This window comes from Moritella yayanosii (genome assembly GCF_900465055.1).
Taxonomy (GTDB): domain Bacteria; phylum Pseudomonadota; class Gammaproteobacteria; order Enterobacterales; family Moritellaceae; genus Moritella; species Moritella yayanosii.
The window spans coordinates 2,551,724-2,564,864 of the sequence record NZ_LS483250.1 but is presented as its reverse complement, the minus strand read 5'-3'; the positions used below and the strand labels follow the sequence as shown (position 1 = coordinate 2,564,864).

Below are 13,141 nucleotides of genomic sequence, written 5' to 3'. Positions count from 1 at the left end.
TACGCATTAGTAATACTAGTGTCATCAGAATAATAAGAGGGTATGAGTTACTAATGAGTGCAAAAGAGACGGACTTGCAATTAGTTGAGCGAGTTCAAGGCGGTGACAAGGCCGCATTTAATTTATTGGTGACTAAATACCAACAAAAAGTGGCGAACCTGATCTCACGTTACGTTTCCGCCAGTGGCGACGTTGCCGATGTGACTCAGGAAGTGTTTATTAAAGCGTATCGCGCGTTGCCGAATTTTAGAGGTGATAGTGCGTTTTATACTTGGCTATACCGTATTGCCAGTAATACCGCTAAGAACTATTTAATTGCGCAAAGTAGACGACCACCGGCTAACGATATTGATGCCGCAGATGCGGAGTTTTACGAAGGTAACGATGGCATGCGTGAGTCATCAACACCAGAACGGATAATTTTAGCAGAAGAAATGAAAGCGGTTATTTTTTCAGTTATTGACGCGTTACCTGATGAATTACGTACCGCGATAACACTACGTGAAATGGAAGGCATGAGCTACGACGATATTAGTATTGTCATGAGCTGCCCAGTGGGTACTGTTCGCTCACGTATTTTTAGAGCACGTGAAGCGATTGAAGTAAAATTGAAACCGTTACTTCAACAGTAAGTTAAACACGATTACGGATGAGTAAATTTAGGTATTAATTATGATAGAAAAAGAACGATTATCCTCCTTAGTAGATAATGAAAGTATTGATGCTGCACTACTTGATGAATTGGGTAAAGATGAAGCATTAGCTTCAAGTTGGCAGCATTACCACATGATTGGTGATGTGATGCGTGGTGAAACACCTGCAACGGTTAGTTTAGATCTAACCCGTGCTATCACCGCGGCTATTGCTGAAGAACCAGCACTGACAATGCCAAAAGAAAGTGCCAACGATAGCTCTTTCTATCAAAAAGTAATTCAGCCTTGGCTTAAAACCGGTGGCCAATTCGCCATCGCGGCGTCAGTGGCATTAATGGTGATTACAGGTGTGCAATACAGTAATACCGACGCGCCGATAACTGGACTTGGGCCAGCACTGAATGTGATGCCGTTTGCTGGTATTGCCTCGCCCGTCAGTTTGAGTATTGAGTCGCCTGATATGTATCAAGTACCGCCTGAATTTACCGATGAAGAAAAAGTCGAGCAAGTACGCCGCATTAATGCATTTGTGCTTGATCATCAATTACAAAAACGCATCCAGCAATAATAGTGAGCCAGTAATGTTCAAAAAAAGTGTTGGTTTGTGGATCTTATTGTCTGCACTCTTTACCCCTGTCGCGTGGAGTGAAGTTACGTTAGGCGATCACCGGGTGGTAAATAGTAATACTGAGAATACTGTAGCCGCGCCGCCGCAATTGTCTGCGAATGCCTTGTTAGATAACATGAAAACGGCGTTTAAACAGTTAAATTATGATTTGTCTTATGTCGAGATTGAACGCGGAAGAATTACCCCGATGCGTTACAGTCACGGGATGATTGATGATGTTTCTGTGGGCCATCTATTATCGTTAAATGGCAATCCTCGTGAATACTTACGTCGTGGTGACATCACTAGTTTTTTTGAAGCCGAACAGCCAGGTTATTCGTTATCATCAGCGGCAATTCCGGGACTGTTGTTCAATTTAATGGCGACTGAACTGACACTTGATGACAGCTTATATCAAGCGATTTATGTCGGTGGTAAATCGCGCGTCACAGGGCGTTTAAGCCAAGTTGTGCGGGTGGTTCCAAACGATAAATACCGCTTTGGGTATTTAATTTGGATTGATGTAACCACCAATCTGCCGCTGCGTATTGATATGATCAAAGACAGTGGTGAAGTGGTGTTCCAAGTGATGGCGATTTCGTTATATCAATTCCCTGATGTGACGCCTTGGTTAGAGCAACTTAACTCGGTAAAACTACCCCCAGTGTTATCCGCAGTACAAACACAAGCATTACTGCCGGAACCGACTAAATCGGAATGGAAAGCCGCTTGGATGCCTGATGGATTTAAACAGATTGTGAGTAATAAACACCAGATCGTTGGTATTGGTCAGACAATTGATTACATGCAATTTTCTGATGGACTTGTCGATATCTCAATCTACGTCAATACCGATGCGAAAGCCGGTAGTTTAAGCCAAGGATTAGGTGTATCGGGACAAATTAGTTTACAATCTAAGATCACAGATGATATTGAGATAGTCGTCGTCGGCGAAGTGCCGAGTATGACAGCTAAAAAAATTGCTGACGCCGTTGTTCGAAATCTTGATAACTAATTTATCCTCACGATCGAGGTAGGCTTAACGATATAACACAGGTATCGTGTTAGTCGGTCTCGATTGTTTTAAACAAGGTGTTACCCGCATGATTATTGAAACAGCTATCGTTAAAAGTGTAATGGGTGATCAGGTTTCGGTACAGTGCGAGAGTCAATCTGCTTGTAATCATTGTCATGCCAGCGATAACTGCGGCACTGGCATGGTCGCCAAAGCATTCCCCCATCGGACTCATCGTTTTACCGTCACTAAAACAGCAGATGTTGTTGCCGGTGATAAGATCGAAATTGGTTTACGTGAAAAGAATTTAGTCACCAGTGCAATGCTGGTTTACTTACTGCCATTAGCGACAATTTTACTGTCACTGGGTCTGGGGCAATATTTATCCCAAGTTTTCCAATTTGAAGGGGAAGGCTTGGTTATTCTCGCGGCTTTTGTTGGCGGTTATGTTGGTTTTAGTTGCACGCGCAGATTAAGCGTTATATTTGATCAACGCTTTGATTTTAAACCTAAAATGCTAGGTGTCGTGGCCCAATCGGAAGTGATAGGGCAATGGCGCGCTGATTAAAAGCAATTGAAAGATAGCAGTCATCCCTTAAATCCGTTAAAATCTGCCTCATTAAGTGTCATATCTACTAAGTATTGGATATTATCTAACTCATGAAATACATTCGTAATTTTTCAATTATTGCTCATATCGATCACGGTAAATCAACGTTATCAGATCGTTTGATCTCATTTTGTGGTGGTTTATCGGACCGTGAAATGGGTGCACAGGTTCTTGACTCAATGGATATTGAGCGCGAGCGTGGCATTACAATTAAAGCGCAAAGTGTGACCCTGAACTATAAAGCCAAAGATGGTGAAACTTACCAACTTAACTTTATTGATACACCAGGACACGTGGACTTCAGCTATGAGGTTTCTCGCTCATTAGCAGCTTGTGAGGGTGCTTTACTTGTTGTCGACGCTGGTCAGGGCGTAGAAGCACAAACACTCGCAAACTGTTATACCGCGATGGAAATGGACTTGGAAGTTGTGCCAATCATCAATAAAATCGATTTACCCGCTGCCGATCCTGATCGCGTAGCCGAAGAAATCGAAGACATCATCGGTATTGATGCAATGGAAGCAACGCGTTGCTCTGCAAAGACGGGTGTCGGTATCGAAGACGTACTTGAAACAATTGTCAGAGATATTCCGTGTCCATCAAAAGGTTCGGAAGACGCACCACTGCAAGCCCTGATCATCGATTCATGGTTTGATAACTACCAGGGTGTGGTATCGCTAGTACGTATTAGCAATGGTGTATTACGCAAAGGCGATAAGCTCACGGTGATGTCTACAGGTCAATCACACCTAGTTGACAAAGTCGGTATCTTTACACCAAAACAGACTGATACTAGCGTGCTTCACTGTGGTGAAGTAGGTTTTGTTATTTGTGGTATTAAAGATATTTTAGGGGCACCGGTTGGTGATACGCTAACATCGACCCGCAACCCTGCGGATGCGCCAGTACCGGGTTTTAGTAAAGTAAAACCTCAGGTTTATGCGGGCATGTTCCCAATTAGCTCTGACGATTATGAAGCGTTCCGTGATGCACTGGGTAAATTAAGTCTAAACGATGCGTCTTTATTCTACGAACCAGAGAGCTCAACCGCACTTGGTTTTGGTTTCCGTTGTGGTTTCTTAGGTTTATTACACATGGAAATTGTTCAAGAGCGTCTAGAGCGTGAATACGATCTTGAATTGATCACCACAGCACCAACGGTTGTTTACGAAGTTGAAACCAAAAAAGGTGAAGTTCTTTACGTCGATAGCCCAGCTAAATTACCGGCAATCAATGATATTGAAGAGATCCGCGAACCCATTGCAGAATGTAACATCCTCGTACCACAAGAATACCTCGGTAATGTAATTACCCTTTGTATTGCCAAGCGTGGTGTACAAACGAAGATGGATTATCACGGTAAGCAAGTGGCATTAACTTACGAGATCCCGATGGGTGAAGTAGTGATGGACTTCTTTGACCGTTTGAAATCGACAAGCCGTGGTTATGCGTCACTGGATTACTCGTTCATCCACTTTAGTCCTGCTGATATGGTACGTGTTGATGTATTGATTAACAACGATCGTGTTGATGCATTAGCGATGATCACGCATCGTGAAAACTCGATGAATCGTGGTCGTTTATTGGTTGAAAAGATGAAGGAACTTATTCCTCGTCAAATGTTTAACATTGCTATTCAGGCGGTTATTGGTTCACAAGTGATTGCCCGTAGTACCGTTAAACAAATGCGTAAAAATGTGATCGCCAAGTGTTATGGCGGTGATATTAGCCGTAAGAAAAAACTGCTCCAGAAGCAGAAAGACGGTAAGAAACGCATGAAGCAAATCGGTAATGTTGAAGTACCGCAAGAAGCCTTCTTAGCTGTGTTGCATATCGGAAAGGACTAGATAAATGGCAACCTATTTTTCATTGATATTGGTACTGGTTACTTTCGTTAGCGGTATTATTTGGGCGTTAGATAAACTGATTTGGGAAAAAGCCCGCGCTGAAAAAGTCGCGTTTGCTCAATCTCAAGCGGAATTACCAGCGGATGCTATTGCAAAATTAGGGCAAGAATCGTTTATTGTTGAAAATGCAAAATCGATCTTTCCAGTGATTGCCGCGGTAATGATTTTACGTTCATTTATATATGAACCATTTCAAATTCCATCCGGATCTATGATGCCAACACTACTGGTTGGCGACTTCATCTTGGTTGAAAAATTTAGTTATGGCGTTAAAGACCCAGTATTACGTTCTACACTTATCGAAACAGGTAAGCCTGAACGCGGTGATGTAGCGGTATTTAAATACCCGCCACAACCGACTGTCGATTATATCAAACGTGTTATCGGGTTACCAGGTGATCGTATTGCCTATCGTGGAAAGCAGGTTTTCATTCAACAAGCATGCAGCGGAACAAACTGCGCAGGGTTTAAAAAACTCGATCTTAGTTTAGTCGAAATTGGCAAATTTAAAGATCAAATGGTTGAATTACAGCAATATACAGAGCAACTAGGGGATGTTAAACACAACATTTTAATTAACCCTAGCCGTCCTGACTTAGCGCGTGATTTTTATCAGCAAGATAATCCGCCAACCCGTCAATACGAATGGGTGGTACCGGATGGTCATTACTTCATGATGGGTGATAACCGCGATAATAGTGCTGATAGCCGTTTTTGGGGTTTTGTTCCAGAAGCAAATTTAGTTGGTAAGGCTGTGTTCATTTGGACTAGTTTCGAATTTGAACGCGACCCAGATTCTTTATTACCTGGTTGGATCCCAACAGGTATACGCTTTAGTCGTATTGGCAAGTTAAAATAATTATGACAATTATATTAGAAAGATTACAAACAGTATTAGGTTATCAGTATCAAGACGCTGGCCTACTGCAACAAGCGCTGACGCATCGTAGTGCTTATTATAAACATAACGAACGTCTTGAATTTTTAGGCGATTCGGTACTTGGTTTTATCATCTCAGATGCATTATTCCGTCAGTTTCCTGAGGTGCCAGAAGGCGATTTAAGCCGGATGCGTGCAACCTTAGTGAAAGGGTTAACGCTCGCTGAGATCGCTCGTGAGTTTGAACTAAGTGAATGTTTGATCTTGGGACCTGGTGAATTAAAAAGCGGCGGCTTCCGTCGTGAATCTATTCTCGCTGATACAGTTGAAGCCCTGATTGGTGCTATGTATCTGGATAGTGATATGGAGAAAACGCGTGAACGTGTGCTGGCTTGGTATGCATCACGTTTAGCCACGATTGAACCTGGTATCGGTCAGAAAGACGCGAAAACACAATTACAAGAATGGCTGCAAGGACGTAAGCAACCACTTCCACTTTATCAAGTGGTGGAAGTTAGAGGTGAAGCTCATAATCAAGAGTTCACTATTCATTGCGTTATTGAAGGCCTAGATCACCCTGTTGAAGGTAAAGGTACTAGTCGTCGTAAAGCAGAACAAGAAGCAGCTCAAAAAGCATTGGAGCAAATACAATGAGTGATATGACTTATAGCGGTTTTATTGCTATCGTTGGTCGTCCTAACGTAGGTAAATCAACGTTACTAAACCGTATTTTGGGACAAAAGGTAAGTATTACCTCGCGTAAACCACAAACGACTCGTCACCGTATTCTCGGTATTGATACTGAAGGCAATCGTCAGACTGTGTATATTGATACACCGGGTCTACACATAGATGAAAAACGTGCAATCAACCGTTTAATGAACCGTGCTGCAAGCAGTTCATTAAAAGATATGAATGTTGATGCCGTAATCTTTGTTGTTGATGGAACCCGTTGGACCGACGATGATGAGATGGTACTCAATAAGCTACGTGATATAAACTGCCCAATTTACTTGGCCATTAATAAAACCGATGCGATCAAAGATAAAGCACGAGAACTAATGCCGCATCTGCAGGTATTGGCGGCGAAGTTTAACTTTACCGAAATTATCCCTATCTCTGCAACGAAAGGGACCAATGTAGACATGCTACGTGGTATTTGTTCGCAGCAGTTACAAGAAGGTGATTTTTACTTCCCTGAAGATTATATTACCGATCGTTCTTCACGTTTCATGGCATCTGAAATCATTCGTGAAAAACTGATGCGTTTCACCGGTCAAGAATTGCCTTACTCAACCACCGTTGAGATCGAGCAGTTTAAAGTCAGTGAAAATGGTACGTACCATATCAATGCGTTAATTTTAGTTGAGCGTGATACTCAAAAACGTATGGTTATTGGTAACAAAGGCTCGAAATTAAAAGTCATTGGTACAGAAGCACGACGTGATATGGAAACTTTGTTTGATAATAAAGTATTCTTAGAATGTTGGGTGAAAGTGAAATCTGGTTGGGCAGATGATGAACGTGCACTTCGTAGCTTAGGTTACGGAGATGAAGTGTAAATAGCGTTATTGCATGGACTTACAAAACGCTTTTGTACTGCATCGTCGACCTTTTAAGGAGTCGAGTTTACTCATCGACTTCTTTACCATTAACGATGGTAAAATTTCGTTAGTGGGACGAGCAGGGCGAGGGCGTAAAAACAGTCAAAGTGCAATTTTACAGCCGTTTACCTTACTCAATATCGCCTATGCCGGCAAAGGTGGATTAAAATCCATGCGTCAGGTTGAGGCGGTATCTAATTCATTACCGCTCTCCGGTCGGCATCTCTATGCTAGCTTTTATCTCAATGAATTACTCTATCGCTTACTCGCCAGTGAACAAGCGAATCCTGAACTATTCTCCCATTATCAAAATGCATTATTAGCGTTAGCCAAACAACAACCCCTTGAACCGTTATTGCGTGAATTTGAATTTAATTTAATGCAATGTTTAGGTTACATTGGTGCGTTAAGCTATTGTGCTGATACCATGGATGCTGTGTACCCTAACCGTATGTATAAATACGTACCACATGTTGGGATTGTGCCATCTATTTATAAAGTGGCAGTGGATAGCTCATTTTTAGGTAAAGACTTGCTCGCCTTTGAGCAACGACAATTTAACCAAGAGAATTTAGCCGCGGCCAAACGCTTTTGTCGGCAAATGTTGTTACCCTATTTGGGCAACAAGCCGCTGAAAAGCAGAGAACTGTTTATTAATAAGCCGCTGATTAAAAGAAGAGAACTATTCATTAATAAGCCATGAAAAGCGGATCACTATGTATTAAATAAACCATGAAAAGCAGATAGCCATTTATTAACAAGCCGCTGAAAAGCAGAGAACTATTTATCAATAAGGGAATGAAACGTGAATAAGATCTTTTTAGGTGTCAACATTGACCATATCGCAACCCTACGCCAAGCACGCGGCACGACTTACCCTGATCCTGTACATGCTGCAGCTGTCGCTGAATTAAATGGCGCAGACGGTATTACGGTGCATTTACGTGAAGATCGTCGTCATATTCAAGATCGTGATGTACGTGTATTGAAAGAAACTATTCAAACTCGCATGAACCTAGAAATGGCGGTGACGGCTGAAATGCTCGATATTGCCTGTGAGATCAAACCTGAGTTTGTTTGTTTAGTGCCTGAAAAACGTGAAGAGCTGACGACTGAAGGTGGTTTAGATGTACTTGGTCAACAAGATAAGATCACCCAAGCGGTTAAACGTTTAAGCGAAGCCGGTATTTTAGTCTCGCTATTTATTGATGCCGATAAAGAACAAATTGATGCTGCGGTTGCTAGTGGCGCACCATACATTGAAGTGCATACCGGTGCTTATGCCGATGCAGAGTCTGAAGGCGAACAACAAGCTGAATTGAAGAAGATCGCAGCTGGCGTGAGTTATGCGCATAACGCCGGATTGAAAGTAAACGCGGGTCATGGTTTGCATTACCATAACGTGCAACCGATTGCGGCTATTCCAGAAATTTATGAATTGAATATCGGCCATGCAATTATAGCCCGTGCGGCATTTGATGGTTTAGGTAAAGCGGTAAAAGACATGCAAGTTATCATGCAAGAAGCGCGTAATAATAGCTAAACCTATCACGCGCTAGGAATGTTGTACGGTATTCGTATGGCATGCCATCAGCATAAAAAAGGAGCCGATGGCTCCTTTTTCGTTTGTTTAGACTGACTCGTGAATCAATACACTAATTCGGCAAGTACGGCTGAGCTTCCTTAATCACGGTTTCAATGGCTTCTTGCAGTTCAAAGATCTCGGGTTCTACTTCTTCAATTTCTGCACCCTTGCGTAATCCGCGTTCAATCTGATCGGCTAAATTCTGAATTGGTAATACCCCACAGCATGCCGCACCCCCATGGAATTTATGGATTATCTGCTTAAATTCTGAGCGTGATAAACGACGTGCAAGTGCCAGTTCAAGGTGTTCGCTGATGTCAGGGAGACTATTGATAAACATTTCTAACATGTCTACTGCAAGGTCTTCTTTACCCATAGATCGTTGCAAGGTCAGTGGCCAATTTAAAATATGATTTTTCACAGCGGTGTTATCATGCGACAAGCTGCTCCATTGTTGTAAGATACGTTTTAGAATGGATTCATCAAGCGGTTTGGTTAAGTAATCATCCATGCCTTTACTGAGTAGACGATCTCGTTCACCACTCATTGCATGTGCTGTAACGGCAATAATTGGCGTCGATTGATTACGCGTGCCGGAACGAATGGCTTTGCAGGCACTGATACCATCCATTATTGGCATTTGGATATCCATAAAGATAATATCAAAATCCATTTCATTGGCTTTAGCCACGGCTTTCGCACCATTGCTACAAATTTCAATCTTAGTCACCGAATCGGCCAACATCGCGCTAATCAGTTTTAGGTTTGCAGGATTATCGTCAACCGCTAAAATAGACAGATCAACTTTGGCTTTCGGTTTCTCAATCTTCAGTTGTGGCATTGGTTGTTCATCAGGTTTTTCTAAATAAGCTAATGCATTCACTAATTTACGATGATTACACGGTTTAGTCAGGCAATGTCTTGCCCCCACGCGAATGATTTCTTCTTGTAAGCAAGGATCAGAGGAATTAATTAATACCACGACAGCGGCATTAATGTCATGACACTGACTCATTTTGTCATACATAGGGGTCAAGTTGCTTTCATCATTTTGCGCAATAACAACACAGTAGTAAGGTTGATTGATATAGTGCTGCCATTCAGCCTCATTAGCACAATGTAATACGTCCAGATCCCAGCTATTAAGCAGTGAAATTAACGAGCGTGCTGAGTAGCTATCGACTTCGTACAATAATACCTGTTTACCTTTAAAATTACTTATTGGCAGTGGTTCTGACAATGAGTTAGCGGTTATTTTGAATTTTAGAGAAAATTTGAAGTTAGACCCTTGGCCTAAGTCAGAATCGAGCGTGATCTCGCCGCCCATAAATTCAACCAAACGTTGGGTAATAACCAGACCTAAACCGGTACCGCCATAACGCCTTGAAATACTGGTGTCAGCTTGGTTAAAGGCCTGAAATAATTGTGCTTGTTGTTGTTCCGAAATACCAATGCCGGTATCACGGATATTGGTTTGGATGGTGACACTATTACCTGTCCATTCCAGTAATTCGATATGAATATCAATGTTACCGTGTTCAGTAAACTTGATCGCATTGCCCAGCAGGTTGGTGATCACTTGCTGGAAACGGAATGGGTCGCCAATAATGCCATCGGGTACATTCTTATCAACATGTAGTGATAATTCTAGGCCTTTATCATGCACGGTTGGGGCTAATAAGATTGCGGCTTCTTCAATGGTGTCGCGTAGGTTGAATGGAATTTGCTCTAACGTGAGTTTACCCGCTTCAAGTTTAGAGAAATCAAGAATATCATTAATGATACTCAGTAAATTATTGGCTGATTTCTCAATGGTCTGTAAGTAATCGGTTTGATTCGGGCTCAGCGATGTTTTTAATAACTGGCGTGAGAAACCGATCACCCCGTTAAGCGGGGTTCTTAACTCATGACTCATATTGGCCAAGAATTCAGATTTTACCCGTGCCGCTGCTTGCGCGCGTTTTTTTGCCATATCCAATTCAATATTTTGGATCTCAATCTGTTCTAAAGTTTCCCGTAAATCAGAGGTCGCTTGATCAATATTTTGTTGCATCTCTTCATGATAAGCGGAGAGCGATTTGGCCATCGAATTAATACCATTCTTGAGCAGTGCTAATTCACCTGTGTGATCCCCTGTGACTCGGGCATCGAGTCGACCTTCTCTGATCCGATCGACCACTGTCACCATGTCAGTAATGGGTTGGGTTACATTTTTAACCAGTTGCCAAGAGAAAATTAGCGCGGTGAAGAAGCCCAGTAACACAATAAATACCGCGACCGTGGTATCACGGTATTGCAGTAATATCGCTTTGTCACGTATCAGCTGGATAGATAAATAACCGAGGATCTGCTCCGGGTTTTCTAAGTTTAATGGGAAACTGTGATAGTCAATTTCGGAAATAATGGGGGAACGTAGGATGATGTAATCATCAAGTACTTCGACGTGGGTCGTTTCCGGTAACTTGCTGTTATCGGGATTCTTGAGCACGGAAAAATTACGGTGATAATTACTGGTTACAAACAGCTTATTATTGCTATCAAAAATGGCGATACTTTTAATCGTCGGCGCAAATTTTCGGTGGGTTAAACCGAGCAGTTTTTTCAGTGATTCTCGGCTGTTTTGTAACATGCCGTACTCACTCGCGATAGCCAGTGGTTCTATGATATTGATGCCCTGTTCAATAAGCACTGTTTCTAGTTGCTGATAGCGGTTAAAAGTGAAATAGCTGGCTAATAGTGTACCGATCAAAACTGTCGGTAAAATCGTCAGGGCCATTACTTTGGCACGAAGTCCGTATTTAGTCATAAAGTCATCTTATTGGTATCGGGTTTAATGCCATCTACGAAGTTATTTAAAGTATAAAGCGGGAAAGCAGGTTAGAATAATACCCTAATGATGACATAGGCAATAGTTGTATATCAATATGGCGCAAATTTATAAAGCAAAAAAAGTACAAAAAATTACGAATAAAGCGGTCGAGATCACTATTGAGAAGCTAGATCACCAAGGTCTAGGTTTGGGGCGTCTTGATGGCAAAGTGGTATTTGTTGCTGGTGCACTACCTGCTGAACGAGTATCAGTGAATATTATTGAGCAAAAAAAGCAATACGCAAAAGCGACGTTAAGAAAAATATTAACCCCATCAGCACGACGAATTGAACCAGCGTGTCCGCATTATGCAACGTGTGGCGGCTGTAGTTTGCAAATACTCGATAGCGAAGTTCAGGCTGATTATAAACAAACTGCGTTGTTTAGTCTATTGCAACACGTCAGTAAAAATGATGATATTAATATTGCCGAGCCGATTTTATCGCAACCTTGGCAATATCGTCGTACTGCACGTTTAAGTGTGATGTTTGACCGCAAGGCCAAGCAATTAGTCTTTGGTTTCCGTGAGCGACACAGTAAATCTCTGGTTGCGATTAACGAGTGCCTAGTATTAGAGCCAGCCTTGTCAGTATTGATCCAACCACTACGCCAATTACTTGCTAGGCTTACAGTACGTCGTGATTTAGGTCATATCGAGCTGTTGTCGGTAGATTCGGGCGTTATTTGCTTATTCCGTATCTTGAAACCGTTAAAAGATAAAGATCAATATTTACTGCAAGCCTTTGCCAGTGAACATCAGTTGAGTATTTATCTGCAACCTGAACCTGAACCTGAATCAGTGGTTAAATTAACCCCAGAGACCCCCGCAGCATGGTATAAATTGGCTGATGGTGAATTTAAGCTCAGTTTTACCGCGGGTAACTTCATTCAGGTTAACCCTATGGTGAATAACCAGATGGTAAAACAAGCGATAGATTGGTTGGAATTAACCCCGGAAGACAGCGTATTAGATCTGTTTTGCGGTGGTGGTAACTTCAGCTTACCGCTGGCACGTTTATGCCATTCGGTTGTTGGTGTTGAAGGTGTTGATGGGATGGTGCGTCAAGCGCAAGCGAATGCGATAGCCAATAATGTTGCTAATGCGCAATTCTATCAAGCCGACTTATCTGCAGATTTTTCTAAATTACCTTGGGCAAAAACCAGTTTCGATAAAGTATTATTAGATCCTGCTCGAGCAGGTGCTGCTGAAACAGTGCAATATTTACATAAACTTAAAGTGAAAAAAATTGTCTATGTATCTTGCAATCCTGCGACATTAGCGCGAGACTCGAAGTTGTTGATGGAAAAGCATTATAAATTAACACGTCTTGGTATGATTGATATGTTCCCACAGACAGGACACGTTGAATCAATGGCGTTATTTGAACGTGTTTAGCGCGTGTATTTTGGCT

The 13,141-nt window shown here is 42.1% G+C and carries 12 protein-coding genes; 11 read left to right on the top strand and 1 reads right to left on the bottom strand.

All coding sequences use genetic code 11. From position 1 onward, the window contains the following. The first annotated feature begins 53 nt into the window (after nt 1-53). The 10 genes from rpoE to pdxJ all read left to right on the top strand — a co-directional run bounded on the left by rpoE (nt 54) and on the right by pdxJ (nt 8,818). Nucleotides 54-632, top strand: coding sequence for an RNA polymerase sigma factor RpoE (gene rpoE / locus MORIYA_RS11900; RefSeq protein WP_112715445.1), 579 nt, complete (start codon nt 54-56; stop codon nt 630-632). Nucleotides 633-672: 40 nt separating this feature from the next. Continuing rightward, nucleotides 673-1,221: a sigma-E factor negative regulatory protein gene (locus tag MORIYA_RS11895; protein WP_112715443.1), complete on the top strand. Its 549-nt coding sequence runs from the start codon at nt 673-675 to the stop codon at nt 1,219-1,221. Between the two features lie 13 nt (nt 1,222-1,234). Further along, nucleotides 1,235-2,275, top strand: a complete 1,041-nt coding sequence (locus tag MORIYA_RS11890; protein WP_112715441.1) for a MucB/RseB C-terminal domain-containing protein — start codon at nt 1,235-1,237, stop codon at nt 2,273-2,275. Nucleotides 2,276-2,363: 88 nt separating this feature from the next. Continuing rightward, nucleotides 2,364-2,843, top strand: coding sequence for a SoxR reducing system RseC family protein (locus MORIYA_RS11885; RefSeq protein ID WP_112715439.1), 480 nt, complete (start codon nt 2,364-2,366; stop codon nt 2,841-2,843). Between the two features lie 92 nt (nt 2,844-2,935). Next, nucleotides 2,936-4,732 (top strand): translation elongation factor 4, encoded by a 1,797-nt coding sequence (gene lepA / locus MORIYA_RS11880; RefSeq protein WP_112715437.1) that lies wholly within the window; start codon nt 2,936-2,938, stop codon nt 4,730-4,732. Between the two features lie 4 nt (nt 4,733-4,736). After that, a complete protein-coding gene (gene lepB, locus MORIYA_RS11875) occupies nt 4,737-5,651 on the top strand; it encodes a signal peptidase I (RefSeq protein ID WP_112715435.1) in 915 nt (304 codons plus the stop codon). Between the two features lie 2 nt (nt 5,652-5,653). Further along, the gene (gene rnc, locus MORIYA_RS11870; protein ID WP_112715433.1) at nt 5,654-6,325 is read left to right on the top strand and encodes a ribonuclease III; all 672 of its coding nucleotides are present in this window, start codon (nt 5,654-5,656) and stop codon (nt 6,323-6,325) included. Continuing rightward, nucleotides 6,322-7,233, top strand: a complete 912-nt coding sequence (era, locus tag MORIYA_RS11865) for a GTPase Era (protein ID WP_112715431.1) — start codon at nt 6,322-6,324, stop codon at nt 7,231-7,233. The genes rnc and era overlap by 4 nt, the downstream gene beginning before the upstream one ends. A gap of 13 nt (nt 7,234-7,246) precedes the next feature. Then, nucleotides 7,247-7,978: a DNA repair protein RecO gene (gene recO / locus MORIYA_RS11860; RefSeq protein ID WP_112715429.1), complete on the top strand. Its 732-nt coding sequence runs from the start codon at nt 7,247-7,249 to the stop codon at nt 7,976-7,978. A gap of 102 nt (nt 7,979-8,080) precedes the next feature. Continuing rightward, complete coding sequence (gene pdxJ / locus MORIYA_RS11855; RefSeq protein WP_006032489.1) at nt 8,081-8,818, top strand: pyridoxine 5'-phosphate synthase; 738 nt, start codon at nt 8,081-8,083, stop codon at nt 8,816-8,818. 112 nt (nt 8,819-8,930) lie between these two features. Here pdxJ and barA read toward each other — a convergent pair whose 3' ends face one another. Next, nucleotides 8,931-11,666: a two-component sensor histidine kinase BarA gene (gene barA, locus MORIYA_RS11850; protein WP_112715427.1), complete on the bottom strand. Its 2,736-nt coding sequence runs from the start codon at nt 11,664-11,666 to the stop codon at nt 8,931-8,933. Nucleotides 11,667-11,784: 118 nt separating this feature from the next. On the opposite strand from barA, the gene rlmD reads away from it, so the two are divergent. Then, nucleotides 11,785-13,125, top strand: coding sequence for a 23S rRNA (uracil(1939)-C(5))-methyltransferase RlmD (gene rlmD, locus MORIYA_RS11845; protein ID WP_112715425.1), 1,341 nt, complete (start codon nt 11,785-11,787; stop codon nt 13,123-13,125). The last annotated feature ends 16 nt before the right edge of the window (nt 13,126-13,141 follow it).